This is a genomic window from Pseudoalteromonas sp. KAN5, assembly GCF_022846535.1.
Lineage (GTDB): Bacteria > Pseudomonadota > Gammaproteobacteria > Enterobacterales > Alteromonadaceae > Pseudoalteromonas > Pseudoalteromonas haloplanktis.
On sequence record NZ_AP025589.1, the window covers coordinates 3,118,128 to 3,144,183 of the forward strand.

30 protein-coding genes are annotated in these 26,056 nt (G+C 39.1%); 6 read left to right on the forward strand and 24 right to left on the reverse strand.

From position 1 onward, the window contains the following. Positions 1–5 precede the first annotated feature (5 nt). From KAN5_RS13965 to galU, 11 genes are read right to left on the reverse strand one after another with little or no spacing between them, the layout of a single operon-like run. On the reverse strand, positions 6–752 hold the full coding sequence (locus KAN5_RS13965; protein WP_244389947.1) for a heparin lyase I family protein: 747 nt from the start codon (positions 750–752) through the stop codon (positions 6–8). Then, a complete protein-coding gene (locus tag KAN5_RS13970; protein WP_244389948.1) occupies positions 730–1,767 on the reverse strand; it encodes a glycosyltransferase family 4 protein in 1,038 nt (345 codons plus the stop codon). Before KAN5_RS13970 ends, KAN5_RS13965 begins: the two co-directional genes overlap by 23 nt. A 2-nt stretch (positions 1,768–1,769) precedes the next feature. Then, positions 1,770–2,327, reverse strand: coding sequence for a DapH/DapD/GlmU-related protein (locus KAN5_RS17540; RefSeq protein ID WP_279612616.1), 558 nt, complete (start codon positions 2,325–2,327; stop codon positions 1,770–1,772). After that, positions 2,320–2,769 carry a glycosyltransferase gene (locus KAN5_RS13980; protein ID WP_347881517.1) on the reverse strand — a complete coding sequence of 150 codons (450 nt, stop codon included), beginning with the start codon at positions 2,767–2,769 and terminating at the stop codon, positions 2,320–2,322. The genes KAN5_RS17540 and KAN5_RS13980 overlap by 8 nt, the downstream gene beginning before the upstream one ends. Continuing rightward, positions 2,732–3,418 (reverse strand): glycosyltransferase, encoded by a 687-nt coding sequence (locus tag KAN5_RS13985; protein WP_244389949.1) that lies wholly within the window; start codon positions 3,416–3,418, stop codon positions 2,732–2,734. Before KAN5_RS13985 ends, KAN5_RS13980 begins: the two co-directional genes overlap by 38 nt. Beyond that, complete coding sequence (locus KAN5_RS13990; RefSeq protein ID WP_244389950.1) at positions 3,415–4,344, reverse strand: glycosyltransferase; 930 nt, start codon at positions 4,342–4,344, stop codon at positions 3,415–3,417. The genes KAN5_RS13985 and KAN5_RS13990 overlap by 4 nt, the downstream gene beginning before the upstream one ends. A gap of 1 nt (position 4,345) precedes the next feature. Then, the gene (locus tag KAN5_RS13995) at positions 4,346–5,668 is read right to left on the reverse strand and encodes a flippase (RefSeq protein ID WP_244389951.1); all 1,323 of its coding nucleotides are present in this window, start codon (positions 5,666–5,668) and stop codon (positions 4,346–4,348) included. Further along, entirely contained in the window at positions 5,661–6,881 is a 1,221-nt protein-coding gene (locus KAN5_RS14000) for an O-antigen ligase family protein (RefSeq protein WP_244389952.1), read from the reverse strand. The genes KAN5_RS13995 and KAN5_RS14000 overlap by 8 nt, the downstream gene beginning before the upstream one ends. Before the next feature lie 48 nt (positions 6,882–6,929). Beyond that, positions 6,930–8,168: a UDP-N-acetyl-D-mannosamine dehydrogenase gene (gene wecC, locus KAN5_RS14005; protein WP_244389953.1), complete on the reverse strand. Its 1,239-nt coding sequence runs from the start codon at positions 8,166–8,168 to the stop codon at positions 6,930–6,932. A gap of 27 nt (positions 8,169–8,195) precedes the next feature. Next, a complete protein-coding gene (gene wecB, locus KAN5_RS14010) occupies positions 8,196–9,329 on the reverse strand; it encodes a UDP-N-acetylglucosamine 2-epimerase (non-hydrolyzing) (RefSeq protein ID WP_244389954.1) in 1,134 nt (377 codons plus the stop codon). A gap of 4 nt (positions 9,330–9,333) precedes the next feature. Continuing rightward, a complete protein-coding gene (galU, locus tag KAN5_RS14015; RefSeq protein WP_244389955.1) occupies positions 9,334–10,269 on the reverse strand; it encodes a UTP--glucose-1-phosphate uridylyltransferase GalU in 936 nt (311 codons plus the stop codon). 330 nt (positions 10,270–10,599) lie between these two features. On the opposite strand from galU, the gene KAN5_RS14020 reads away from it, so the two are divergent. The 4 genes from KAN5_RS14020 (at position 10,600) to KAN5_RS17570 (ending at position 15,171) form a co-directional block, all read left to right on the forward strand. Next, positions 10,600–11,265, forward strand: a complete 666-nt coding sequence (locus KAN5_RS14020) for a transglutaminase-like cysteine peptidase (RefSeq protein ID WP_244389956.1) — start codon at positions 10,600–10,602, stop codon at positions 11,263–11,265. Positions 11,266–11,280: 15 nt separating this feature from the next. Continuing rightward, complete coding sequence (locus KAN5_RS14025) at positions 11,281–13,272, forward strand: EAL domain-containing protein (RefSeq protein ID WP_244389957.1); 1,992 nt, start codon at positions 11,281–11,283, stop codon at positions 13,270–13,272. A gap of 21 nt (positions 13,273–13,293) precedes the next feature. Continuing rightward, entirely contained in the window at positions 13,294–13,776 is a 483-nt protein-coding gene (locus KAN5_RS14030; RefSeq protein ID WP_244389958.1) for a hypothetical protein, read from the forward strand. A gap of 654 nt (positions 13,777–14,430) precedes the next feature. Continuing rightward, positions 14,431–15,171 (forward strand): O-antigen ligase family protein, encoded by a 741-nt coding sequence (locus KAN5_RS17570; protein WP_347881502.1) that lies wholly within the window; start codon positions 14,431–14,433, stop codon positions 15,169–15,171. Here KAN5_RS17570 and KAN5_RS14040 read toward each other — a convergent pair. From KAN5_RS14040 to ccoG, 5 genes are all read right to left on the reverse strand, one after another. Further along, complete coding sequence (locus KAN5_RS14040; protein WP_244389959.1) at positions 15,112–15,600, reverse strand: DUF523 domain-containing protein; 489 nt, start codon at positions 15,598–15,600, stop codon at positions 15,112–15,114. The genes KAN5_RS17570 and KAN5_RS14040 overlap by 60 nt on opposite strands. 61 nt (positions 15,601–15,661) lie before the next feature. Beyond that, positions 15,662–16,297 carry a thiol:disulfide interchange protein DsbA/DsbL gene (locus KAN5_RS14045; protein ID WP_138555041.1) on the reverse strand — a complete coding sequence of 212 codons (636 nt, stop codon included), beginning with the start codon at positions 16,295–16,297 and terminating at the stop codon, positions 15,662–15,664. 18 nt (positions 16,298–16,315) lie between these two features. Continuing rightward, positions 16,316–16,939, reverse strand: coding sequence for a thiol:disulfide interchange protein DsbA/DsbL (locus tag KAN5_RS14050; RefSeq protein WP_016710341.1), 624 nt, complete (start codon positions 16,937–16,939; stop codon positions 16,316–16,318). 27 nt (positions 16,940–16,966) lie between these two features. Beyond that, a complete protein-coding gene (locus KAN5_RS14055; RefSeq protein WP_016710340.1) occupies positions 16,967–17,944 on the reverse strand; it encodes a serine/threonine protein kinase in 978 nt (325 codons plus the stop codon). Positions 17,945–18,012: 68 nt separating this feature from the next. Further along, a complete protein-coding gene (gene ccoG, locus KAN5_RS14060; RefSeq protein ID WP_244389960.1) occupies positions 18,013–19,443 on the reverse strand; it encodes a cytochrome c oxidase accessory protein CcoG in 1,431 nt (476 codons plus the stop codon). A gap of 289 nt (positions 19,444–19,732) precedes the next feature. On the opposite strand from ccoG, the gene KAN5_RS14065 reads away from it, so the two are divergent. After that, positions 19,733–20,092: a hypothetical protein gene (locus tag KAN5_RS14065; RefSeq protein WP_016710338.1), complete on the forward strand. Its 360-nt coding sequence runs from the start codon at positions 19,733–19,735 to the stop codon at positions 20,090–20,092. Continuing rightward, positions 20,092–20,295: a hypothetical protein gene (locus tag KAN5_RS14070; protein ID WP_016710337.1), complete on the forward strand. Its 204-nt coding sequence runs from the start codon at positions 20,092–20,094 to the stop codon at positions 20,293–20,295. The genes KAN5_RS14065 and KAN5_RS14070 overlap by 1 nt, the downstream gene beginning before the upstream one ends. Positions 20,296–20,297: 2 nt before the next feature. On the opposite strand, the gene KAN5_RS14075 is transcribed toward KAN5_RS14070, so the two are convergent. Genes KAN5_RS14075 through KAN5_RS14110 form a run of 8 tightly spaced genes read right to left on the reverse strand, consistent with a single transcriptional unit; the run spans position 20,298 to position 26,036 of the window. Further along, positions 20,298–20,918, reverse strand: a complete 621-nt coding sequence (locus KAN5_RS14075) for a UPF0149 family protein (protein ID WP_244389961.1) — start codon at positions 20,916–20,918, stop codon at positions 20,298–20,300. Positions 20,919–20,935: 17 nt separating this feature from the next. Next, positions 20,936–21,694, reverse strand: a complete 759-nt coding sequence (locus KAN5_RS14080) for a type II secretion system protein N (protein WP_016710335.1) — start codon at positions 21,692–21,694, stop codon at positions 20,936–20,938. A gap of 3 nt (positions 21,695–21,697) precedes the next feature. After that, positions 21,698–22,171: a type II secretion system protein M gene (locus KAN5_RS14085; protein ID WP_016710334.1), complete on the reverse strand. Its 474-nt coding sequence runs from the start codon at positions 22,169–22,171 to the stop codon at positions 21,698–21,700. Further along, complete coding sequence (gspL, locus tag KAN5_RS14090; protein ID WP_016710333.1) at positions 22,168–23,376, reverse strand: type II secretion system protein GspL; 1,209 nt, start codon at positions 23,374–23,376, stop codon at positions 22,168–22,170. Before gspL ends, KAN5_RS14085 begins: the two co-directional genes overlap by 4 nt. After that, positions 23,373–24,368: a type II secretion system minor pseudopilin GspK gene (gene gspK / locus KAN5_RS14095; protein WP_244389962.1), complete on the reverse strand. Its 996-nt coding sequence runs from the start codon at positions 24,366–24,368 to the stop codon at positions 23,373–23,375. The genes gspL and gspK overlap by 4 nt, the downstream gene beginning before the upstream one ends. Then, positions 24,358–25,056 (reverse strand): type II secretion system minor pseudopilin GspJ, encoded by a 699-nt coding sequence (gspJ, locus tag KAN5_RS14100; protein WP_016710331.1) that lies wholly within the window; start codon positions 25,054–25,056, stop codon positions 24,358–24,360. The genes gspK and gspJ overlap by 11 nt, the downstream gene beginning before the upstream one ends. After that, positions 25,057–25,434 (reverse strand): type II secretion system minor pseudopilin GspI, encoded by a 378-nt coding sequence (gene gspI / locus KAN5_RS14105; RefSeq protein ID WP_016710330.1) that lies wholly within the window; start codon positions 25,432–25,434, stop codon positions 25,057–25,059. It lies immediately after the preceding gene. Then, the gene (locus tag KAN5_RS14110; RefSeq protein ID WP_138555046.1) at positions 25,434–26,036 is read right to left on the reverse strand and encodes a prepilin-type N-terminal cleavage/methylation domain-containing protein; all 603 of its coding nucleotides are present in this window, start codon (positions 26,034–26,036) and stop codon (positions 25,434–25,436) included. Before KAN5_RS14110 ends, gspI begins: the two co-directional genes overlap by 1 nt. Positions 26,037–26,056: the final 20 nt, after the last annotated feature.

A 26,056-nucleotide genomic window follows, 5' to 3' on the forward strand; every position in this document is an offset into this window, starting at 1 on the left:
TTTCCCTATTTAATTGTTTTGATATCGAGTGCTTTAAACGATATCTGGTTGCGTGTGGGGATTTTTGAATGGCGATACAAGCCTATTTTTAAATAATGCTGAAAATCATTAAGCATATTTGCACCCGTAAAGAAAAACCGTGTTTCATCATTGAGTGCAACCGTTAATCTACCATCCTGTTTGTTTGACCATAAAAATCTAAATTGAAAGCGGTGCCATTGCCCTTTGGATAATGGTACCCACTCTCGATTTACCCCCCCATAATCAATACCGATGCCAAAGACCCCCTGCTGAGATTCAGTAAATAATGACACCGGAGGGCTATTACCGGGAAAGTTTTGCCACGTTTCACCTCTTTCAGGGTTCGGCTGATCGTGCCATTGTGCAAATAAACTCCAGCGATTTTTTTTATCATTTTGAAAGTCATCTGGAACTTTCATTTCAAAACTATAACTTACTGTCTGCCCTAGCTGATAAGGGTAATCAATAGACAATTCAGAGCGAATGCCTGAATGTAGTCGAGCTTGGTTTGGGCTAATGTTAAAAGTAATACTATGTTCTGCATACGTGACTGTTTCATTAGCTGCCGCTTCTAAAAACATATACTTATATAAATGTTCCGCACTCAACGATTTTGCTAATTGTGCAGTAAACTGTTTGCTGTCTATCTGGTTTGATTGTGCACAACTGGTGAAGCTCAACGTTATTAAGCCTGTTATCGCAAGCCGCTTAACTATTTTTTGCAGTTGCATAAACTGATTCCCACAACGGAAGAATAACTTTTGATGTAAAACGTGCCTGATACACTTCATTGGCACTTTTGACCACCGTGCTTAGCTCTGTTGGTTTAGCCAAAACATAAGCTAGTTTTTCACGAATTTGCTCCACATTGCCCGGCTCAACTAAATAGCCAGTTTGCTGCTCAATAATAACCTCAGGGATGGCACCAACCGGCGTGGTAATTATAGGTATACCACACGCCATCGACTCTATAATGGTCATGGGTAACCCTTCATTAAAGGTCGGTAAAATCATCACACTGCACATACTTAATAATGCCTGCTTTTGCTGTGCATTGACCCAACCATGGAAGGTTATTTTTTCCTGTAAATTAAGCTTTGTGACTAGATCAGCGACCTTTTTATTCTCACCACTACCACATAAATGTAAGTGAAAATCAGTATCAAGCTTAGAACATGCCTGTAAAAGCTCATAAATACCTTTACGATTAATAAATGCACCAAGAAATAATATTTGATTGTTTTCACGGGGGAGATCTAATTTGCACACATCTACATAGTTATTTATGACACGCGCTTTTCGCCCCGCAATACTTTCAATGTAGTCACTCCAACCTTGAGATAAAACAACAAACTCATCCGTGTACTTTATTAACCATAATATTAGCTTTTTAGTTAGTTTTGAGCGCGAACCAAAATACACTCTAAACTCAGAGCCGTGTAAATGGATGATGCTATAGTGACCAAATAGTTTGGTTATAATAGTAAACACCAACTTACGCCAAAAACTACCTTTGTAAGACATATGGCAATGAACAATTAAATTTCTATGGGTGATCGCAAGCCAAGTAAACTTAAAAAAAGCAGTAATAAATAAGTATAAATCTTGCCACTTATTCATACCTAAATGACTGGTTATACGAGTGTGTACTTTATTATCAAATAAGCCATTTTCAACATAGCCATTAATAACTGAATCAATACCACCGGGCGCACTCGTTGCAATGGTTACAATGTGAGTTTTCATTTTTAACCTAATTTCCATATATTTTGTTGAGCGGCATCCGCTCCGTTAAAAGAAATAACTTTGCTTGGATTACCAACGACCACGGCATTATCTGGAATATCTTTCGTCACTACAGCATTAGCACCAATAATGGCATTGCGCCCTATGGTCACCCCACCCAACACACATGCGCCACTACCGATATACACATTGTCTTCAATCACTGGAAATAAACCGCCTTTGCCAGCGAGTGTGACACCATGCACAATCGTCACATTACTGCCTAATTTGACCTTTTCGCCAAAGGTCGTGCAAAACACATGGTACATAGCAAAGCCTGGACCAATTTCTGCGCGATAGTTAATATCAGACACATAAACGCGCTTGTAATAACTAAACATTAATTTAGGAAAAATACGTAGAATCGGATTTTTATCAAAATGCTTGGCAACTCGCAGCCAAAAAACGAACTTAAAGCCTTTAGTAAACAGCAAGCTTTTGCAAAATAAGGCAAAGCTAACAGCACCTTTTTGGCGGTAGAGATCAGATTTAATCAGGTACTTAAGTGTATAATTAGCCATGCACAACCTCACGGATCAACTGATGATATTCTCTGGCGATGTTAGTTTCTGAAAAGTGTTGTGAGCGGCTAATTAACAATTCAGGAGCAACCAGCGTACAGCCAACTTCGTCTTCAACCGCCTTAGCAAACCCTTGATAATCACCAACATCAACTAGTCGTCCATAACGACCACTTTCAAGTATTTCACTGGGACCATAATTGCAGTTCGTAGCAATAACGGGTAAACCAAATGACATCGCTTCAACAATGACATTCCCAAACCCTTCCCAAGCCGATGAAAGCACAAAAATATCCGCCGCTTTATAATACTCTTCTACACAGTCGCTATATCCCACAAAGGTAATATGCTCTGCTAATTGAAACTGCTCGATTAGCGAACATAGTTTTTTATGTTCATCATCGCTAAAAATGCCGCCAACAATGGTAAGGTGAGCATCTATTTTTTTTTCTCACATAAAACAATGCATTAATTAAAGTTGAGTAATCCTTAGCCGCTACAATTCTGCCAACAGCCAATAAATTTAAAGTCGCGGTTTCACACCTAGCATTGGCAGCAACAGCCCCATTAAATCGAACCGGGTTATAAATAGTTGAAACGTTTTTATCATTGCCAAGTAACGCGACAACTTGATTTGCCAAGCCTTGCGATACACACGTTACATGGTCGGCATAACGATAAATATACGACACATAAAAGTTAAGTAATCGTTTTTTAAGCTTACTCTTATCTTGCCAATGCTCTTTTAATGAGGCGTGTTCACTGACAATCACTTTAGTGCTAGTCAGTGAAATTAACTTTGATAACACACAAGCAGCATTGGTATCTGTATAAGCAGAAATAACAAGATCCGGCTTTGTTTGTCGAAGATATTTTGCTAGCTTGAAAATTGATAATAACGTTCTTGATGCATGTAAACTCACAACTTCAAAACCTAAATTTTTAGCTGTGACAACATTTTTGCCATGAAGATTATCAATCACAAAAATCACTTCACACTGGTATGATTTTTTCAGCTCTTTAGCAACCGATAGAAAAACTTGTTCGGCACCACCAAAGCCTAATCGCGAAATCCTAAATACTACTTTCACTTTAATCCCTTAACATACTTTAATGACTCATAAAGTTTAGGTGAGAGCAAAATGACCTTCTTTCTATAAGATATTCTTTTATCAAAAAGGTATTTTAAAAACAGCCCACGAAACTCTTTGCGTATTTCAGCACTGATTTTCTTCCCTGTTGAGCAGCGATATAAAATGTATGAGATATTCATTTTTAAATAATCTAGGTACTTTGCATTAATCGCAGGAAGGGAGTTATAAAAGGTAACTAAATTATCAAAGTAATCTGTTCTCACATTAAACGTCGCGCCCTCCACGTTGTCTCGATAGCCATAGAGCGCTTTATCAATAATATAAATGTTCTGAGTTCTATTATAGAGCTGTGATATCGCCATTAAATCTTCACAAAACCGAACGCCACGCGGGAACATATCTTGCTCAACAAAGCGCCGTGCAAATACCCTAAGCCAAGGGTACCAAACCGATCTTGCATATACATTTTCAAGCACATCACTGGTTTTTTGTAAGCCAAATTCATTATTTACAAAAATCCCTTTATCAGTCGAGATGTCCGCTAGCTCTTTAAACTTACAAAAACCAAACTCAATAATGTCAGGAGCATGATTATCAATCACCTGAGTAATTTGCGTAATGTATTGATCAAGCAAAATATCATCGGCATCAAAAAATGCCACATACTCACCCTTGGCTACTTTAATGCCGTTATTTCTGGCGATGCTGACACCTTGATTATTCTGATCAATAATTTTCATTAACCCAGATGCAATTTCTTTAGCAAAGAAAGTGTGTATCAACGTTAAGCTATTATCCTTTGAACCATCATTAACAACGATTAGCTCAATATCTTTATGCATCTGAGTTACACAAGACGATAACGAATTAACAATATACTTTTCAGCATTGTAAACAGGTACTATTATAGAAAGCTTAGCCATATCACCGACAACCCACAGTGTAAGATATTGATTTAAAATTAAGTAACGGATTAAAAAAGAAATAACCGACAGCTCTTGATCCCGTATAAAACATGCCGCGTGTTTTCTTGAAGGCGCTGTAGATCAAAAAGTCAGCAATAAAATAAGACAGCAAAGATACATATGCAGCACCTATCAAGCCAAATTGCGGGATCAATAAGTAGTTCAATGACAAGCTTAACCCCGCAACAACAAATGACTTTATAAATTCATATTTGCCAAGCCCATCCAAAATCAGAATGCGCGAGTAAAGAGCCGCAGGAAAAATAAACACCCACTTCCAAGCGAGAATGGCTAGTACGTCACCGGCACCTAAAAATTTATCACCGTATAGTAAAGCAATTATTTGATCGGCAAATACACAACAAAACAATGCAATAACAAATGCCATGCTAAACAGTAATGCTACAAGCCCTTGTACAAATTGGTCTTTATCTTCTTCGTTATTGGTTTTTTTATTCGACAGCGATAAATAAAAGGTCATGGTAATAATGTGACCTATAAACACAAACTGCGTGATAAGGCGTCCAGCAGCACTATAGATACCAACATCCTTTTCTGTCATCAGCATTGAGATCAACAAAATATCGGCTTGCATAAATAACGGGAATAAAATGGACGAACCAATCAAAGGCAACGCTTCAACTAGCAATTTTTTAGCGAGTTTAGCGTCAAAACCAAATACAAATTTATGCTTGGTTGATTTTGTGAAGTGGAATAACAAAATAACAAATTGTAAAAAAGCCTGTAATGGGATGAAAAACACGACAAACTCATACTGAAACTCAAAATACACTGCAATACATAGATACAGCAGAGCGCATAGACGTGAAATAAGTGCTGAATATGCTATTTTTTTAGGATCATTAATCGCCTGAAAGTACAGTTTAAAAACAGTCGCCCTAGAAAAATAAGTGGTTAGAAACACGGCCAAGCAGATGATTAACAAGGTAACATCAAGGGCCCCATCACTGATGAGGTATAAGCATAATAAAACAACACCACCATGGAGCAATGAACCAATCATTTGCATGGTTAATACTGTAGAAATATAACCGTAATGTTCTGGATTTTTGGCTAAATCTCTTACCACAATATGATCTAAGCCTAACACCACCATAAACATGGCAACTGCAGAAATTGCCTGAATCATACTTAGTTTGCCTAAGTTTTCAGGACCAAATATTCTTGCAACAATGATAACGGTAAATAAACCAAAGATGATGGTGGTTAAATTCTCAACGGAATACCAAGCAGCTTTTTTTAGATTATAAAGCTTAGACATTCATGCCACCGTGCTTAGTTTGATATAAAGACAACGTTAAACATGATGTTAAAATAGCGATAAACCACAAGACATTGGTAGAGAGTAGGTAAGTGCTTTCACTGATGTTGTGACAAAATGCAAAAAAGAAAAATGCAAACAGGGGTTTAAAATATGGACTTTTTTTACAGCTAATCAGATCTTGAAATACGCTGAATATAAAAAAGATAAAAATTGCAAAACCAACGAGCCCCAGCGACACTAAAATATCAATATAACCGCCATCAGAAGCTGCTAAACTTTCAACCCACAGCGGGTTATATCGAAATAAGTCAGTATAATAAATTTCAGAAAAATCACCCTTTCCCCATACCGAGTTAAAGCCAAAACCCAATATAATATCATTCTCAGCATGCAGCAGCATGGTTAACCAAAGCGTGCCACGGCCAGTCATAAACTCTTCATCTACATTATAATAAAGGTAATCCAATATCTCGTTGTAATGAGTCGCGGCGTAGCTAAACAAAGCAAGGATAACAACAACTAAAAACGTTTTAATCTTAAAATTAAATAACTTATCTTGGATATTAAAAGTAAAAAAGCAAAGTGAAAAACTAATTAATATGGAAATCACAAATAACGACATAGACGTTTTTGATAATGAACCAATAAGAATAGATACCGATAGTAACATGAACAACAATGACTCTTTTCTGGCACTTCTTTGATAATCAAAAAAAAGTATTATTGAGCATAAGGCCATAATTAAGCCTAAATTGTTTTTATGGTTATAAAACCCAGTCATACCTGCAGATGAAAATGCATTCGCGGTAAATAACATTGAATATACAACATTGATAATAATGGTGATTATTGCTGCATATTTTAATAGCTTAAAGATTGTTTTAATCGAGTAAGTATTGGTTATTAAGAGGCAGGTAAGAAATAGCATACACTGAATCAATGACTCTTCAATGCTTGCCCATTGCCAGTTAGACCACGCCGCACTTAGTAAACACCAACCAAGGACTAACACCAGAGGTACCGACTTGCCCAACCGATAAACAACACTATCAAGATTTTTTAGATTGAATAGCAACAGCACAACAAAATTAAGAAACAACACTTTTCTATCAAATAGGTTATTACCCAATAACAGGAAAGTCATTGATATCAATAGCATTGCTTTAAGAAAAAACGGCTGATTAATACCGTCTCGAATGATTAGCTTCATTTTTTATATGCAAAATTCAAGCTAATCACTGTGTTAACATTAGACATGTTAAATAACACCGCGAGTATCAATAACAGCTTTACTAGCAAATAATGCCTTATCTACGGCTTTAAATTGCTTATGATCCACCAGCACCACAAATATATTGGCAATCTCTAACGCTCTTTCTAGGGTGATAAGCTCAACATTTTTTTCAACTAACGAACCAGGTAAAGATTGAATGTTAGGCTCGATCGCTAATATTTGACCAACGTTTTTTGCTGACAGTTCTTCGACAATTTGTAATGCTGGACTTTCTCTTAAATCATCGATGTCAGCTTTGAATGTTAATCCTAAGCAAGCTATAACAGGTCGTTTAAATTGATCGGCCACTTGCTCCACTTGGTCAATCACATAAAACGGTTTAGCATCATTAGTTAGCCTTGCTTGGCGAATAATTTTTGCTTCATCAGGACAGCTATCTACAATAAACCATGGATCTACGGCGATACAGTGACCACCTACGCCAGGGCCAGGACTGAGTATATTTACACGGGGGTGACGATTAGCTAAGCGGATCAGTTCCCATACATTTATTTTCAGTTTGTCACAGATCATGCTCAACTCGTTAGCGAAGGCAATATTAACATCACGAAAAGAGTTTTCCGTTAATTTTGCCATCTCAGCAGTACGTGCATTAGTAATAATACAGTCGCCACGTACGAAGGTTTGATACAACTGCACAGCCTTTTCACTACAGGCTTTTGAAATACCACCTATTACGCGGTCATTCGATACTAACTCTTGTAGTACATAGCCAGGTAAAACTCGCTCTGGGCAATGAGCAATTTTAATATCTGCCGAATCACCAACATCTTGTGGATAACTTAGGTCTGGACGTGCTTCTTTTAACCAGCCAGCAAGCTTCTCAGTTGCGCCAACCGGGGACGTTGACTCAAGAATAACTAAGTTGCCTTGCTCAATGATAGGTGCAATAGCTTGTGCCGCAGCTTTAATATAAGAGAGATCAGGAGCATTACCTTCTTTAAAAGGCGTTGGTACTGCAATCATAAATACGTCTGCAGCTTCAGGCTGAGTTGTTGCTCGCAAATTTCCAGTCGTTACAACACTGCGAACAACAATATCTAAGTCAGGTTCTACGATATGAATTTTACCTTCATTGATCGTATCAACCGCTTTTTGATTAACATCAACGCCAATCACTGTCATACCGCGCGATGCAATTACTGCGGCTGTTGGTAAGCCGATATAACCCAGACCTATTACCGATACTGTTTTAATTTCCATCAGAAAATCCTTTTAATTCAAAAATAACTATTTGCCTAATGTGCTGGCTAATTTTGCAATGATCCGCTGGCACGCTTTACCATCCCCATAAGGGTTATGCGCTCTGCTCATTCGTTCATATTCAGCTTGATTGGTGAGCAAGTTCGATACTTCTTGAACAATTCGCTTAGTATCGGTGCCCACTAATTTAACAGTGCCTGCGGCTACCGCCTCAGGACGCTCTGTAGTATCTCGCATTACTAATACCGGCTTACCTAAACTCGGAGCCTCTTCTTGAACACCGCCTGAGTCGGTCACAATAATATGTGCTTGGGTCATTAGATAAACGAACGGCAAATACTCTTGTGGCTCAACCAAAAAAACATTTTTAATATTTTTGAGAATACGGTTGACTGGTTCACGTACATTTGGATTTAAATGCATCGGATACAAGATTTGCACATCAGGATAAGCTTCAGCAATTTCAGCTAGCGCCATACAAATTCGCTCAAAACCACCACCAAAACTTTCTCTACGGTGACCGGTGACTAAAATAAGCTTTTTACTGCTGTCTAATTGTGGGAACTTTGCTTGAAGTGTTGCAATTAGATCCTTATCGGATTTCACTTTATCCGCCACTTGAAGCAAGGCATCTATTACAGTATTACCCGTTACAACAATGTCATCAGGATCAACCGACTCAATGATTAAGTTTTGCTGCGAAGTTTTTGTTGGTGCAAAATGCAAACGTGCAATTGCCCCTGTTAACTTACGGTTACCCTCTTCAGGCCAAGGAGAGCTTAAATCACCAGTGCGTAAACCCGCTTCAACATGACCAACAGGAATTTGTTGATAAAACGCAGCTAAGCTAGTAGATAACGTGGTACTTGTATCACCATGAACGAGCACCATATCGGGTTTAAATTCTTCTAATACATCTTTTAAACCCAGTAGAATATTTGTTGTAACGTCATAGAGAGTTTGACCGGGTTTCATTATGTTCAAATCAAAATCAGGCTCTATATCAAATAAATCAAGTACTTGATCAAGCATTTCTCGGTGTTGTGCAGTCACACAGACTTTAGTTTCAAACCCAGAGGCCTGTACTAGCGCTTTAACTAAAGGTGCCATTTTGATTGCTTCTGGGCGAGTGCCAAAAACACTTAATATTTTAATACGCATCAGATTAAGCTTCTTTTATTGAGTGTTTGGTTTGCTGTTTAGCCTCATTAATAACAATCAGACTGTGTAACGCAGCGCTAAAATCCTTTCCTAAACTATGACAGTTCATTGCATACTCTACATTTGCCAGCATGTAACCAAGCTTTGAGCCACAATCATGCGATTTACCTCTCAGGTGGTAAGCTTCAATGGTTTCGAGTAATTTTAATTGGTGGAGAGAATCGGTAAGTTGAATTTCTCCACCAGCACCTGGTGGAGTAAATTCGAGCAAATCCCAAATAGCAGATGACAACACATAGCGTCCAGTTATGGCCAAGTTACTTGGCGCACTCTCTATGGCTGGCTTTTCAACCATATTCGTGATCTCAACACTGTCACCCGCATTTAATTTTTGGCTATTAACATCAACAATGCCGTATTGATTTACGTGCTCAGCTGCGACTGGCTCAACCATAATCTGACTAACGCCTGTCTCTTCAAAGCGCGCTATCATTTGTGACAAATTATCTTTCGCTAAGTTACAGCTGTATTGATCGATAATGACATCAGGCAGTAACACAGCAAACGGCTGCTCACCAACAATGGGACGAGCACATAAAATGGCATGCCCAAGCCCTAATGGTTTTGACTGTCTAACTGAGATTATTGTGACGTCCTTAGGAACAATCGCGCGTACTTCTTCTAATAAGCTGCGTTTTACACGCGCTTCTAATGTTGCTTCTAATTCAAAGCTGGTATCAAAATGATTTTCAATCGAATTTTTTGAAGAATGAGTTACTAGCACAATTTCTTTGATGCCTGAACGCACGGCTTCTTGCACTACATACTGAATAAGTGGTTTATCAACAAGTGGTAACAGTTCTTTTGGAATTGCTTTTGTTGCTGGCAACATACGAGTTCCCAGCCCAGCAACTGGCAGTACCGCTTTTTGTAATTTCATAACATCCCTTTTTCATTACAGTTAGATTTTTTAATACTAACAATCCAAGAAAACACGAACTTCCATATCGCATTTTTTAACTAGGCAGTAGCTATTCAACAATCATACTCAATAAAAGCCAAATATCAACCCTTTTTACTAGACCTTTTTAATTAGATTTTTGTTTAATATTGTTAACAACAGAAAAATATAATTAATAAGGATGTTGTGTTTTACTTTTAATCCTTTATTCTTTGTAGATAACGTTCAAAAAACATTCAGTGTAAAAGTGACTGTGAACCACTTATGATCATAATAAAAACAGCAATGTACATTGTTCGTTGAGGAAAGATGAAAGGATCTATATATCTATTAGTCATCGTCTCTTGTTGTGCATTTGCCAGCAATGAAATAAGTAGCAAGTTACTTTCAACTGAAGTCTTGGCTGAAGTTCAACGTACATATTCACAGCTTGGCGTTAAGCGAATTAATGATTGGCTAGACTTTTTAAAACGTTCGGAACATCAATCACAATGGCAGAAAGTCACTCTAGTAAATGACTTTTTTAATCAAGCCATCTCCTATCAGACTGATAGTCAGTTGTGGGGAAAGGAGGATTATTGGGCCACGCCAATTGAAACATTGGCGCAAGGTGCTGGAGACTGTGAAGATTTTGCAATTGCAAAATACTTTAGTCTGTTAGCTTTAGGGGTTGCAGAAGACAAAATAAGATTAACGTATGTACGCCAATTGCATATCAATGAGCCGCATATGGTGATTAGTTACTTAGAAGCATCTAATGACGTGCCATTTATTTTAGATAACTTTAATACCAAGTTGCTACCAGCAACAATGCGAACCGATATCAAGCCCATTTATAGTTTTAATGGCCAAGGGCTATGGCTCGCAAAAGCGAAAGGATTGGGTAAAAAACTCAATAACAATAAAGGTTTTAGTAATTGGAACATGATGCTAGAACGTATTGAACATCAACACGTTACTAATATACGCGAGTAATTTAAAGGATTAAACATGCGGCGCTTGTTAGAAAATGGACTCAGTTTAAAAACACAAATTATCAGCTTAATTCTACTTTTTGCTGTGCTTTCCTTTTGCGCTCGTTTAGTTGTAAGCATTAATACCACAAAAGAATATATGCAAGACCAAATGGGCAGTCATGCGCAAGATACTGCTACTAGCCTTGGCTTATCTATTGCCCCTTATTTAGATGAAACTAATCACATTATTGCTGAAACTATGATCAGTGCAATTTTTGATGCAGGTTATTACGCAAGTATTGAGCTTAAAGATAATACTGGAAAGGTTTTAATTTCTCGATCCAATCCAACTACGATCGCAACCGTGCCAACCTGGTTTATGAAATACTTTCCTTTACTTGCTCCAACACGGGAATCACAAGTACACAATGGTTGGCAGTATGCTGGCGCGATTTTTGTTACGAGTCATTTAGGTGTGTCATATCAAAAATTGTGGCAACACAGTGTTGATAATTTTTATGCCACGCTCATTACCCTGTTGATTTTATTAAGTCTTTCGATCCTTATTTTACAAGCAGTATTAAAACCACTAAAAAAGATTGCACACCAAGCAAAGCTAGTGACACAAAAGCAATTCACTATTTGTGACGAACAGCCTTTCACACAAGAGCTACGAGCAGTAACACAAGCGACCAATAATATGGTCAGGAACTTACAAAAAACATTTGCCGCACTAACCCAACAAACACAAAGATTAACCGCGCAAGCATATATCGACGAACTGACTAAGCTCGGTAACCGTCGTGCATTTGAAAATCATTACTTAGCGCGCTGTCGTGATGTAACAATTGATGCACCATTAACGCTTTTTTTGATCACTTTACCTTCTCTTAATTATATGAATTCAACAGTGAACTACCAAAGCGGTGACTGTTATATCCATGAAGTAAAAAAGCTTATCGAAGAGACTTTTTACCATGTTAGTGACTGTAAAATATTTCGAATTTCAGGCGGCTCTTTTATTGTAACCTCGCCATTAGAGCATGGTATGTTGAATGACATAAAAGCACAGCTAATTAAATTATTTTCTCAGCAATGCAAGAATAATTATCAGAGTGGGTTTGCCAATTTTTCTTTTCAAACTATTTACGCACCTACTGAATTATCAAGTGTTTTATCAGATCTAGATACTGCAGCAACATTTTCAACAAAAACAAACAACAACTCAAGTGACTGTTCAGCGTATAGTGTTAAACAGTGGAAAACGATCATTCATAGCATACTAGAAGCTGGCGATATTAGTTACACAGTGCAACCAATCTTAAACACCTCAAACTCGCAACCATACTACTTTGAAGTGTTCGCTAAATTTAACAACCAAAATAGAGCGCTTAATAACAGTCACTTATTCGCAATGGCTGAAAGGCTCGGATTAACGGTTGAATTAGATAAACAGCTTATCCGCACTTTCACCATGATTAAAACTCTCTACCCTGAGCGACTATTCGCACTTAACCTTAGCCACGGCTCTATTTATGATACTGATTTCTTAGCCTGGCTAAAACTCTATGCAGATACTAACCCATGTATAAAACACAATTTACTTTTTGAAATCAGCGAAACCGCGTTATTACATAATGTAGAAGCAGCAGCTAAAAGCATTTGCTTGTTCCGCAGCTTAGGTATTTCCGTGTGTATTGAGCATTTCGGTACCAGCTTAACATCGTTTAAATATCTACAAGGCTTGGATATTGAGTACGTGAAGCTTGATGGTAGCTTTGTACAAGACTTAACAGACAATGTGCAGAGTCAATTCTTTATAAATACCGTTAATACTATTTGCCACGGCTTTGGCATTAAGGTGATCTCATGCCTAATAGAAGATGCCAAAACATTAAACATATTACATCAATTGGGTTGCGATGGGCTACAAGGTAGAGCAGTGCAAGCCCCAACCCAAATAACGGAAGAGCGAGCAAGCTATTCCTTTAATTTTCCTCCTAACACTTTAAATCTACTCAACTAATATATTTTGAAGGGATACACTATGAAGCTAACACAACTTGCAGCAATTATTTGTTTGAGCACATTATCTTTTACAACTAGCGCACAGATGGTCGAAGTAGACTTTCATGATCGACTGGCAAATAATGAACCATTAGAGCAGGTAATAGCCGCACTCATTACTACACAACCGGGATCTGCCCTCACAGTTTTAGAACTAGCAATGAACAAGACATGCACCCAAACACCTCCGGCAGCTGATGAAGTACTCACTGCGGTGATTAATGCTCTTGGCAGCGATCATGAGCAAATTGAAAGCATCCTTAAAGCTGCGATCAAAAAATGTATTGATAGTGATTCTGTGACAGTGGTTGCTATTGCCGCTGGTGTAGATCCAAGCTTAGCATCCTTAGCCACGGCCTCAGGTGGTGCGGTGAGTTTCCCTGCCACGACAATTCTCGCGCCTGTAATTCCAACAGGCAGCGGCAGTGGTGGCGATTCTGGTATTTCGGAAGTAAATAATTAACCAACATTTTTAACGGGTTAACTAGCCGTAGTATGTTAATAAGTAACAACTCTAACTATGTAAATACAGTGAGTAAAAGCATTTTTTGCTGCCTATGTTCACTGTTATTTATATTACCATTGCTGCTAGGTGGATATCGCCCTTGGGCTATTACTAGCATTGGTGTACTTATATGCGCTTTGTTTGTTGTGCATATTATAGTGAGAGCGATGGAATATCGTGGTGATCGCTCAAGTCTTTACCCACCAAGCTATTGCTGGCCACTTTTTCTGGTATTCGCTGTGGTTATTACAGCTCTCTGTATTCAATTAATACCCAGCACTAGCTTTACTAGTATTGATACAAATAAGACCAAACTTACACTCTTAAAAACTATTTATCTTACGCTATTTTGTTGGTTAATCACTCGCTATTGCACAACCTCAACCCGTTTAAAACTCATCACTTATACATTATTGGTAAGCGCAGTATTTCAAGCTATTTATGCCACATACTTAAATTTTTCGCCACAATTAAACAGCCCTCTTTTTTGGCTACCCCTATACACAGCGTGCAATAGGCTCTTTTTCATACGCTAATTTCTTAGCAAACTACTTAGCCTTATGCTTATCGCTGGGTATTGGTTTACTCGTAAGTGAACTGGTAATCAATCCTGTGCAGAAAAGTCCTATACAGCAATTAAGAGCGCTCACAAAAATAATGCTAAGTGATAAAGTTATTTTACGTTTGGCATTAATTATTATGATTATTGGCTTGATACTTACCCGCAGTAGAATGGGAAACTCTGCTTTTTTTATCGCATTATCAGCAGTGAGTATTTACGCATTATTTTTTTACCGTCGTAAACCTAAACATTTACGTACGCTAATAATCAGCTTTTTTATTATTGATTTAATAATTATTGGCGCATTATTTGGTGTTGAAAAAGTGACTGAGCGCCTATCCCAGACCAGCTTAAGCTCAGAAACAAGAGATGAAGTGATCCGTGACTCAATACCTCTAATTTTAGATAAACCATGGCTAGGATCTGGTGGCGGTAGCTTTTATACCGCCTTCCCTGCTTATCAGCCACAACCCTACTCTGGATATTATGACAATGCTCACAATGATTATATTCAATTTGCTGTGGAACTTGGTATACCAACCACCATGCTACTAGGCGCACTTATATTATTGTGCTTATATAATTGCGCAGTGGTAATGCACACAAGAAAAACGCCTCTCTACCAAGGACTTGCTTTTGGCTGCGCAATCGCAATTATCCATATGCTATTACACAGTAGTGTTGATTATTCATTACAGGCTGGGGCTAATACGCTGACCTTTATGTTGATCCTAACTCTCAGCTTTATTATTAAAAATATCCCCACTACAACGACGCAGCGAAACGTGTAATTGAGCTAGTTGGCTTTCGCTATACACTTCAATGCCATGTTGAGTTAACAATGCAGCTGTCAGGCCCATCCCCTTAACCTTAGTGCCACTGTGCGAACCATCATAAATTGTGTTGCGGCCACAAGAAGGGCTTGATTCCTTTAACAGCGCAAAACGAATATTGTGCTGCTGGCAAAGTTGCAGCGCTTTGCGTGCACCTAACTTAAATTCAGCCGTCACATCATCACCTATATTGGTAATCACTTTATCATTGCTGATTTCAGCAGGATCTCTGGGGGTAGGTAAACCACCAGCAACCTCGGGGCAAAAAGGCACGATCAGCTTTTGCTGTTGCCAGGTCATTATTTGCGGATGAAGTAATTGCACTCCCGTGCCGTCGTAACGCACAGGAGTGCCAAGCAAACAGCTTGAAATGAGTATTTTTTCCATTGTATTTTCACCACTAACAAAAAAGCTCCGCGTACGGAGCCTTTTATACAGCTAACTAGTTTTATTTAGCAGCTAAATAGTTAATTAGTTTACTAATATCTTCAGGCTCGGTAATTCCTGATTCACGCCCCAAGTTAAGCTTATATTTACCATTTACGATAAAAGTGGGTACACCACGCAGTGCGCCTTTATCTTTATAGTAATCTTGGTCACGCTTCATTTTTGAGCTCATAGTACGTACTGAAAAACTTTTATAAAGTTTGTCGAACTTATCGCCGTCAACGCCTTGGGCTACGAATACATCTTTAACATCCGCTAATTCATTAAACTTAGCACGCTTAACATGAATATGACTAAACATAGCTGCAATGATGGCATCTTTTTGTGGTAACACTTCCGCAGTTGCTAATGCTTGAGAAATCATTTGTTGATTTTCAGGATCACGAACTCCAACAAAATCAACATGGCTCTTTTTAAACTCGACTGTTTTATCAAGCTTAGGCTTCACATCCGCTAGTAGCGCTTCATAGTTATTACACGCTGGGCAATAAAATGAGAAAAACTCTTTTACCTCAGGTTTTTTACTCGCTCGCTCGGATACAACATCATAATGCACACCTTCTTCGTATGTGGTTGCTGCATTTGCAGCTAACGGCAATAACAAGGCTAGCAATCCAGCTTTAACTAATTTGATCATCGGGAAAAACTCCAAAAATTATTGTTTTAATAAAAAGGCAACTAGCTCATCAAGCTGCTGTTGGCTCTTGATGGTATTGATATTAATTTTGTATTTATCGTTAACGATAAAAGTAGGTACGCCGGTTAGAGCACCCATTTGCGAGAATTTATTCTGCTTATCTTGCATGGCTTTTTCAGCAGCAATCACAGGCATGCTCGCAATTTCTTTATCAAACGTATCACTATCTATGCCGTTAACGTCAAGCAATGCTTTAACGTCTTTAATATTATTTAAAGGAGCGCGTTTTACATGAATGCTGTCAAAAATTTGATCTGCAACTTGCTCACCTTTATTGTGCTGCTTAGCAATGATGTACGCATAACTTAGGTTGCTTTGCACTTCTGGCGCTAAACCACCTAAAAAATTAACATGATTTTTTACAAACTCAGTGCCTGCGGGTAAACTTTTTTCCATTGCTTTCGCAACGGCTTCAAACTTAAAACAGTGCGGACAATAAAAAGAGAAAAACTCAGTGACCTGAGGTGTTTTGCTTTTTTCAATTTTAAGTACTTCGTATTGATCACCCGCTTTAAAGTCTGCAGCCATCGCTGCAAAGGGTAAACATAACAATAATAAACTCAGTTTTAGTTTTTTAAGCATTGGACTCTCGTTTCGATATTTTAATAATTAGTTAGGTAGCAACTTTAACGGCGGCTCTTGCAATGCAGAGTATTGCTCTTTTAACGCTAAAATCTGTTGCTCCCAGTATTTGTCATCAGCAAACCATGAAAAGTTCCGCGGGAATGCTGGATCTTCCCAGCGTTTAGCTAACCAACCCATATAATGAATCATACGCATCGCGCGTAAAGGTTCAATCAATTTGAGTTGTGTGTGATCAAAATCACAAAATTCTTCATACGCTGCCACCAAGGTGTCTAACTGTAACAGTTGATTGTGTCGATCACCACTGAGCATCATCCATAAATCTTGAATCGCTGGTCCTTGGCGGCTATCGTCCAAATCAACAAACATTAACGCATCACCTGCCCAGAGAATGTTTCCAGCATGACAATCACCATGTAAGCGAATAGTTTCTACTTGCTGATAGAGTGACTTCGTTTTAGCAATCACCATATCCAAAATAGTATAAAACGCAGTGGTTAAACTACTAGGCACCAGATTACTGTTTTGCAACTGAATTTTAGCTGTATCTAAATACTCATCACATCCTATGACCGGACGTTCACTAAAAACATTTCCTTTCGCTACCTGATGCATTCGGCCAATTAAACGCCCAAGTACATCTAGCTGATCAAGGTTATCCATTTCAAAGATACGCCCACCAACACTTGGAAATAGCGTAAACAGGTAGCCATTATGCTCAAATAAGCTTTCGCCATTACGGCGAATAGGGGCAACAACGGGTACTTCAGCATCAGCTAATTCAAATGTAAAATTATGCTCCTCCAGTATTTGCGCCTTACTCCAGCGTTCTGGGCGATAAAATTTCACCACATAACGCAGGCCATCGTCTGCTTTAAATTGATAAACACGGTTTTCGTAACTATTCAGTGCGAGCAAGCCCGATTCTGCATAAATACCAATACTTTCTACCGCATCTAAAATCGAATCTGGGGTAAGATCTACAAAACTAAATTTACTCATAATTCTCATCAGTTATAAAAAAAGCGAGAACATCCCGCTTTTTATGTGCTTATCTATAGTGTACTTAACTATCGCGCTTTAAAGAAGTTACTCGGCTGCGATATTTGTGAACTAGGGTCGTTCGTCGGCGACAACACAAAGCTAAACTCTGTCATTGGCGCTTTCAAATCATAAGGGTCCATGACTAAAGACAATGGCACATTATGCGATTCCCCTGCCTGCACGGTAAAGGTTTGCTTACCTATGTATTTAAAATTCTCCAATCCTTGCACTTTGATATTAAAGGTTTGCTCGTATTGCGCTTTGTTGATCACCTTTAGTGTATAGGTATTTTCAACAAGACCGTTAAAATCAACTCGATATAGCTGATTACGATCGCGAATAATATCTAAGTCCATTGGTTTGCGCATCACGATATTGGCCACCAGCGCCGCACTCAGCACCACTAAAATAACACTGTAGCCAATGATTTTAGCCCGCAGCGGATTGGTTTTATTCTCTGGTGTTTCTAAATTACGCTCTGTGGTATAAGAAATCAGGCCGCGTGGATAGTTCATTTTATCCATAACCCCATCACAAGCATCGATACAAGCACCACAGTTAATACATTCTGCTTGCAAGCCGTTACGTATATCGATCCCTGTTGGGCACACTTGGACACATAAGTTACAGTCAATACAATCGCCTAAGTTAAGCTCTTTGGGGTCTTGCTTACGAGAACGAGGGCCACGGTTTTCCCCACGCTTTTCGTCATAACTTACTGTGTAAGTGTCTTTATCAAACATTGCTGATTGAAAGCGTGAGTACGGACAGATATGCAAACACATGATTTCGCGCATCCAACCTGCATTACCATATGTACACACAGCAAAGAAAATAATACTAACTAATGCATAGCCACCAACATTAAAGGTTACAAAATCAGGAACGAGCTCACGAATGGGCGTAAAATAACCAACAAAAGAAATAGCAGTATAGAGAGAAAATGCAACCCAACTAGTATGTTTAGCTGTTTTGCGCCAAAACTTATCAAAGTCCATTGATCGTTGATCAAGCTTTTTACGTTGATTTGCAGTACCTTCAAACTTCTCTTCAAACCAAATAAAAATAAAGGTCCAGACTGTTTGCGGACATGTGTAGCCACACCACACCCGGCCATAAAAAGTGGTAACTAAGAATAATGCAAATGCAGCGAGCATGAGAATAAATGCGAGGATAGTGAAATCTTGCGGCCATAACGTTAGCCCAAAGATATTATATTTTTGACCTATAAGATCAAACAACACGGCTTGCTGGTCGTTAAAGTTTATCCATGGCAAAGCCATAAACGCTAACATACCTAAAAAGCCAATTCGTTGTCTTAATAACTGGTGCAACCCCGTTACCGCACGTACATAAATACGATTTCGGGGGTTAAACCTATCCTGATGGGAATGCAGATCGGGCTTTTCGATCTTTACCTCACTCGGAATATTCTTTACTTTTATTTGCTTGTCCATCGAAGTTCCTCAACGCCGCTTGGAGAATGAAAGTCAAACAATCAAATGCAATTTAAATAGCGAATCACTGCGCTTATATTTAAAAGTAGTGCAAACTGAACCACAACGCCGTAAAAGTTCAGAGATTTCTGAAAAATCTAATTGTTCCTGTCCATTATACCTACAATTGATAAAAATGCTGAAGTTGATCGCTAATAATTTATTCATCTAACTTACTTGCTTTACAAAGGCGCATTTTATTACACTGGTGGTCAATTCGTACCCGTTCAGATCAAAGTTTACATACAATATGAAAAAATTCCTTGTACTTGTAGTAGTGATACTCGCCCTATTCACAATTGATCACCCCATGATAAAAGAACCCAGAGAAAAACTGCTGGGGGAAGGCGTTGGTCTGTTAAGTAGTGCTAGTAAAGTAAACCGTGGGCCAGCCGCCAGCATGGCAAAAAATCGTATTAAATCTGAATTAACACTCTCAGAAACAGAATTAGAATACCTTGAAGAAACCATGCAAACCGATGAGCAGTTACAACTATTCCATACTCGTTATTGCCGTAGTAAAGATCTCAATTTATATTTTTACGAAGACCGTTTAAATACAGTGTGTGGCATTGCAGCGACCGCACTGGCGGAACGTAGAGGTAAATAGTGGACTTTTCAGCATTAACAAAAAAAAGTAGCGCGTCTTTTAATCAGCATAAAAATTTACTGAAGAAGCTCGCGAAAGGACACACTGTAAAATGTGAAGTATGCCAAGGCATATTAACCTTGGATTTAAAAACTCAACAACCCGGCCAAGGGGTTGCTAAATGCCAGAAAGGCTGCACAGAAATAATGTTGGATTTAGCGTAACGCTAGCTCCAACTTTCTTCTTCATCGCTATAAAGGCCACTTTGCACTGCAATTATCTCTATTAGCTCTGCAAAGCCTAATGCAAAGTCTCCCATTACAGCAAATTGCTGCAGACTTAACTGTATCTCACTAAGCTGATTTTGCTCCGCAATAGTTGTAATTAGCTGAGGTTCTAGGGCAAAAAAACCTAAACTCGCATAAGCGGTTTGCAATGCATCAACTAGCTCGGCCGTAAGGGTATCAGCTTGCATTAGCTTATCTATATAGCTTTTAGCACCTTGTACAAACCCCTGGCACCATTGTTGGCACTCGTGTAAATCTAGGTAACTGTCATCTTCGCCATTAACTTTCAAACTAACAGGAAGCTTAAATCCCGTCTCATACACCTGCTCACTGATCTGATGATATAAAGCCATAAAGGCAAACAGCACTTGTTCTTCTAGTTGCCCGTTGCTGTTTGGTACTATTTGTTCAAGCCACTCATGAACATCTAATGGTTCTGGTGAGCATATTACCGCAAACAAGTAACCCTTACTTTGCACTAAGCTCATGGCACCGTCATGACTGGCTAAATATGCATTTAGCTGCTGAGCATGTTGTACTGAAAACTCTGGGATTTGCATATAAAACCTAATCTTGCCTAAAAGTTTAGTGGATAACGGCCATTACTATCTGCGCGCCCCAAAAATTTAGCTGCATCATGTACTTCTTTTGGTAGTGATGCTTCAGGCTTAATAAAGCCTGCGACTTTGAAATCTAGATTAGCCTTTAAGGTGGCGTCCGCTGCTAGACCTAAACGATTTTCTGGATCAACCAACACCGCAATGTCGCCTGATTTACAACTTAACTTGCCACTTAATGGACCAACACTAAACCAACCTGACAGCCCCTGTACATCTATATTTGGGCTAGCAATCTCACCGCTTAACGCCTCACAATAAGGTTGTCCTGAATTGTATTGCTCTAGTTCAACAATAACTCTGCCTTTAGCATTAATAGGTAACGGCAATTGTAAGCGCTGCATCGCACGTTCAACACTTAGGCGTAAAGTTGCATCATTTAATGCCACTGCTTGATTCAATAGACCATAACTAAAATCGCCGCGACCAGACATTTCATCGGTATTGCGTGCATCACCAAACTTTATATTGCCTTTGAGCCGTCCACTAAACAATGCCCAACCTGAAATATCCCAGCTTAGGTTATTAATTTGCTCTCCCTGATAACGCAACTGCATGATCCGCCCCTGCCAAATGCTGCCCGAGGCTTGACCAATTTGCAGATCTTTTGGTAGATAAGGGTTTGCTAAATTAAGCGCAACGGCAGCAGGGGTCTTTAATAATGCAAAAAAAACAAAACCGAACAAAAACACTACTATTATAATCGCTATTTTTTTCATTATTTACTTCTCTAATACCAATCGGCTTACACGTACATAGCCTGGTTTATCGTCGCGACTAAGATCTAAATTTTCAATCAATACGCCTTTTGTATTTACTAACTCATCCAGCCACTCTACAAGTTTATTAAATTGTACAGAGTCGATGGTTAACCTAAGTGACTCGTCATTAGGTTGCATTTTACTGATAGTAATATTATAGCGACCACGAGTGGCATTCACTATCTGGCTCAAATTTTGACTGCTTGTCACTGTGCGTGCATTGCCAGCTTTTAGCTTCACGATACTGCTGTCAACCCAGGTTAATAACTCTTGCTGTTTAACTTGGTTCTTTTCAGCTTCTGCAATAGCATTATTTAATGGTCTAAAAATTCCCATGACTAAAATAAAGATAACAAAAATAACCCCAGCAACCATTACCAACTGCTGCTCTTGCTCTTTTAAGCTATGCCACTGTTTTAAAAGTTGTTGCTTCATGCAGCACCTCGTAGTTTGATTTCACCGACTACAAAGTCGCCATCATTATTCAATGAGCCTTGATCAACCGTTAGACCTCGCTGCTCGAGGATTGACTTAACTTTACCAAATGTTTGGAAGTCTTTACCACGGGCACGGATCCGAAGTTCATTACGACGTTGATCATAACGTAATGTTTCAGGGGTAAACTCTTTAACTTGGCTAAATACACCGACAAGCTCATTGGTTAAATCGAGGAATCCAGCACTGCTACCGCCTTCTAATTTAGCCAGTTCACCTTGAATTTGGTTTTTAATTAAATGTGGGCGCACAGTCTTGCCAGGAAAAGCAGCTTGGTAACGCGAAACGACTTGTGTTTTAGCAACCTCAAGATCGCTATTTAACTTATGCAACTCAAAGCCTTTTACTGCAACAGAAGCAACTAATGCAATACTGGCTGCAATGGCTGCACTTTGCCAATACCCCCACCATAACGCGCTTTTCTTTTTCAGTTGATACTGACCTTGGCGCAAGTTGAACTTAATATTTGGTAATTGCTTTGCAAATAATGCCAGTGGCAAGTCATAAGCATCCGTCTGTGCGCTTAGTGTAACTGTTTCTGGAAATTGTGATGCGGGACTGTAATGAGCAACATTCGGATGACCAAGCGCAGTTAAATACTCAGCTAACCAGCTTTGCTCTACCGCACTAATTCGCCATGCGCCTTGTTTACATAACCATTGGTTATTAAGCTCAATAACACTGAGTCCATCACCTTGTGCATCAGGTAGCAATAATGCATCAGGTAACAATTTAAACACCTCAATGTCATGCTCAGCAAATACCGCTAACCAAGCTTCAAACCAGTCTCGATCTGTCATGGCAACTTTAATAGCGTGCTTATCTGCCACCATAGTAGGTTCAGCAATGGCAATGAATAAGTCATCTACATCACATGCAATTTCTTCTTCAAGCATGTATGGCAATGCTTGCTCAAGCTTGCGGTTCCACTTTGTTGGTAAAATTACCGTTTTTAGTTGCACTTGATCACAAGGCAATAATACGACAACTTCACGGCTCTGTGATTTTTCAGCGAGTTCATTCAGTTGCTCAGCGTTAGGTAATTCGCCACTGGCAATGATTTCTTGTTCTAATGGTGAATAAATCAGCCAATTAATACTTTCTTGTTGAGTTTGACCCGTACGGATCAACAGTATTTCAGTCACTGTACGCCTCCAAATTTTCGCGCCAGTATAGTTACCTCGCCATCTTTGGCTTGCAGTAAAGTGGTCATCGAAAAACGCAGATCAACAAATTTAGCCTGCGTTTGTAGTTTAAAATATTCGCTTTTTATAGTGAACAAGTTCTCAACCGACTTAACATTTTGCGCCCCTTGTTGGTTAACCTGTTCAAAAAATTCTTCAATATCTGTAAAGCCATCTTCTGGGCGAGCAGATAACACACTTTGTGCGCCTGATTCACTCAAACCATCAATCAGTGCACTCAATAATAATGCTTGTTCAGGATCAATAGTATTGACATTAATCGCTAATAATTCGCTGCCCGGTATCACACACACATAAGGCAATACTTTTTCCATTACTAAAGGATTAAAGCCCTTCACTAAACGCAGCTCCGAGGTAGATGCAAAATAACTATTCGCCGTCATATAGGGTGATTGACGCGATAAGTACTCGTCTTCTTCCGCACCTGAGCGATAAGTAATACTGTCTTCATCGAGCCAATCGTATACACTGTCTGCCATTGCTTCTTCAGATTCTTCTGCTGGCAAATTTTCTATATTTTCCAATAAAGCCAATAACGCCGAATGAGCAGGATTAGTTTTACTCGTACTTCCACTGCCGGTTTGCGGGGCTTGAGCACGTAGAGCATTAAGGTTCAAACACGCCTGCAAATCGGTGATTTTCCCTTGCAAAGTACCATTATCAACCGGATAAGGTATATCGCCTTGTTGTGCCCATATTTGTTTCAAGGTAGTTTTGTCTGGGTCGTCTTTTTTACTTTGCAAAATTGCTTTTATGGCAAGCTCCTCAGCGGCATAGGCATACCATTTAGCTTGTTGATGACCTTGTATATTGGTACTTTTTTGCACTTGAACGAGTAAATTGGCACTCATCTCGACCGCTAAAATTGACGCTAAAGCAACAATAAATAAAACAATAATTAGCGCAGCACCACGGGAAGACTTAATTGCCATTTTCATCCTCTCGCTGATTTTGCCCACCATTGTTATTACTGCCATTACCGCCCACAGTATTATTGCCTGTAGGCACTTGCACTGTAACTTTACCATCACCTGGAACTAAAAACACACGGCGAATAGGCTCAGCTTCTATTTGCTGTATAGTAACCGCAACCGCCTTTGGCAATGCTTTAATTTGCCATTGCTCTTGCCATTCATTCTGGTCATCTAAAAATTCAAATTTTAGATCTTCGATATCATTTAGAATCACTTGTACACGCGGCTCAAGGTTATCGAGCTGATCAACATAAACTCTGTAGATACGTTCAAGGTTATCATCTACAACCCGATACCCGACGGCTTGTAATTCTGAGCGTGGCAGTAAGTTAATTGGGTTAACCCAGCCATCGCGCACAAAACCAATACCGTCGTACTGGCTGTCTAATGTGTAACGCCCTGCGAGTAAGTATTGCTCTTGTATATCACCCGCTTCATTGCGCACTTCGCGCTTAGTCATTTGACTAAAGTCTTGGTCCATTAATCTAAAAGCGGTTTGTAAGCCATTTAACTCAGCAATTTTTTCATCCGATGCATCTTTAGCTTTGGTGGTCGAATCAAGGATTTGGTGGGTAGCCAACACCACGAAGGCTAAAATACCCAGCGCTACCATCACCTCCAAGAGTGTAAAACCACGCTGCTTCACTTACTTACTGCCTTTATTTAGATAGCTGCTTAGCTCATAAACTGAGTGCTCAAGCTTTTCATCACTAAATACATTAATGGTGACTTTTACAAAACTTTTATCTGCTGTCACTTCAGTGTCTTGTCGCCAATACCAGTCTATACCGGCCATTGTTTCAGTGCCTTTCGCGCCATTTTTGCCTTGCCACTTTTCACCTAAGGTGCGCTGTTCAATCAATACATTTTCAGCGACCCATGAAGCATATGTTTGCTCTTCAAGGCTTGATAAATGATTAATGTGCTCACCTGTCGCTTGCATCGCAGCAATCCCAGCCATAGCGCAAATACTCAGCGCCACCATAACTTCTAGTAAGGTAAAACCTTGATTTTTGTTATGCATTATTCTGGCTCTCTGCGTAAGTTCACTGGCGCCGAAAATTCCCCCTCAATGAAGTACACAGGGTCTTTTTCGTCTTGTAATTCATAGATAAGTTGAAATGCACTGACTTCACCTGAGGATAAAAGTAGTACTTGTGGAATTTTCATTTTTTGTAATTCGAGTAAACTTTCGTCGTCGCCGCCACTCATGAGCTCTCGCCAATTAGACTGCTCTAATAAATTATCCTGTGACCAAGCTAAATCGTCTAAATTAAGCGTTAACTTTAAACGTTCATCGACAGTGATTGGCGCAAACAACTTTTCACGGTCAAAGGTAACCCACTTTTCACCATCAAACACTAAAAACTCGAACGTATTCTTATCTAAGTGAAAGCCGAGTTCAACTTGATTTAATATTGCAAATTCAGAGGCCATATTAATCGTGGTATGCAGTCTCAGCGCTTGTTTATCCAGCTCGTCTTCATCACCACCGTCAAGGCTGTATACCACCATTTTTGTGGCAAAGGCAATCACCACTAGTACAACTAAAATTTCAATTAAGCTAAAGCCACGACTTGGTGACTTTAGCTTTGCAAAGCGCGACTCATTGCAGCTTAATAACATGCTAAGCTCAATACTGAGTA

What these genes read in the sequence shown, in the direction of transcription:
- KAN5_RS13965 (WP_244389947.1), bottom strand. Translation starts at nt 752, where the DNA reads ATGCAACTGCAAAAAATAGTTAAGCGGCTTGCGATAACAGGCTTAATA.
- KAN5_RS13970 (WP_244389948.1), bottom strand. Translation starts at nt 1,767, where the DNA reads ATGAAAACTCACATTGTAACCATTGCAACGAGTGCGCCCGGTGGTATT.
- KAN5_RS17540 (WP_279612616.1), bottom strand. Translation starts at nt 2,327, where the DNA reads ATGGCTAATTATACACTTAAGTACCTGATTAAATCTGATCTCTACCGC.
- KAN5_RS13990 (WP_244389950.1), bottom strand. Translation starts at nt 4,344, where the DNA reads ATGGCTAAGCTTTCTATAATAGTACCTGTTTACAATGCTGAAAAGTAT.
- KAN5_RS13995 (WP_244389951.1), bottom strand. Translation starts at nt 5,668, where the DNA reads ATGTCTAAGCTTTATAATCTAAAAAAAGCTGCTTGGTATTCCGTTGAG.
- KAN5_RS14000 (WP_244389952.1), bottom strand. Translation starts at nt 6,881, where the DNA reads ATGAAGCTAATCATTCGAGACGGTATTAATCAGCCGTTTTTTCTTAAA.
- wecC (WP_244389953.1), bottom strand. Translation starts at nt 8,168, where the DNA reads ATGGAAATTAAAACAGTATCGGTAATAGGTCTGGGTTATATCGGCTTA.
- wecB (WP_244389954.1), bottom strand. Translation starts at nt 9,329, where the DNA reads ATGCGTATTAAAATATTAAGTGTTTTTGGCACTCGCCCAGAAGCAATC.
- galU (WP_244389955.1), bottom strand. Translation starts at nt 10,269, where the DNA reads ATGAAATTACAAAAAGCGGTACTGCCAGTTGCTGGGCTGGGAACTCGT.
- KAN5_RS14020 (WP_244389956.1), top strand. Translation starts at nt 10,600, where the DNA reads ATGAAAGGATCTATATATCTATTAGTCATCGTCTCTTGTTGTGCATTT.
- KAN5_RS14025 (WP_244389957.1), top strand. Translation starts at nt 11,281, where the DNA reads ATGCGGCGCTTGTTAGAAAATGGACTCAGTTTAAAAACACAAATTATC.
- KAN5_RS14030 (WP_244389958.1), top strand. Translation starts at nt 13,294, where the DNA reads ATGAAGCTAACACAACTTGCAGCAATTATTTGTTTGAGCACATTATCT.
- KAN5_RS14040 (WP_244389959.1), bottom strand. Translation starts at nt 15,600, where the DNA reads ATGGAAAAAATACTCATTTCAAGCTGTTTGCTTGGCACTCCTGTGCGT.
- KAN5_RS14045 (WP_138555041.1), bottom strand. Translation starts at nt 16,297, where the DNA reads ATGATCAAATTAGTTAAAGCTGGATTGCTAGCCTTGTTATTGCCGTTA.
- KAN5_RS14050 (WP_016710341.1), bottom strand. Translation starts at nt 16,939, where the DNA reads ATGCTTAAAAAACTAAAACTGAGTTTATTATTGTTATGTTTACCCTTT.
- KAN5_RS14055 (WP_016710340.1), bottom strand. Translation starts at nt 17,944, where the DNA reads ATGAGTAAATTTAGTTTTGTAGATCTTACCCCAGATTCGATTTTAGAT.
- ccoG (WP_244389960.1), bottom strand. Translation starts at nt 19,443, where the DNA reads ATGGACAAGCAAATAAAAGTAAAGAATATTCCGAGTGAGGTAAAGATC.
- KAN5_RS14065 (WP_016710338.1), top strand. Translation starts at nt 19,733, where the DNA reads ATGAAAAAATTCCTTGTACTTGTAGTAGTGATACTCGCCCTATTCACA.
- KAN5_RS14075 (WP_244389961.1), bottom strand. Translation starts at nt 20,918, where the DNA reads ATGCAAATCCCAGAGTTTTCAGTACAACATGCTCAGCAGCTAAATGCA.
- KAN5_RS14080 (WP_016710335.1), bottom strand. Translation starts at nt 21,694, where the DNA reads ATGAAAAAAATAGCGATTATAATAGTAGTGTTTTTGTTCGGTTTTGTT.
- KAN5_RS14085 (WP_016710334.1), bottom strand. Translation starts at nt 22,171, where the DNA reads ATGAAGCAACAACTTTTAAAACAGTGGCATAGCTTAAAAGAGCAAGAG.
- gspK (WP_244389962.1), bottom strand. Translation starts at nt 24,368, where the DNA reads ATGGCAATTAAGTCTTCCCGTGGTGCTGCGCTAATTATTGTTTTATTT.
- gspI (WP_016710330.1), bottom strand. Translation starts at nt 25,434, where the DNA reads ATGCATAACAAAAATCAAGGTTTTACCTTACTAGAAGTTATGGTGGCG.
- KAN5_RS14110 (WP_138555046.1), bottom strand. Translation starts at nt 26,036, where the DNA reads ATGTTATTAAGCTGCAATGAGTCGCGCTTTGCAAAGCTAAAGTCACCA.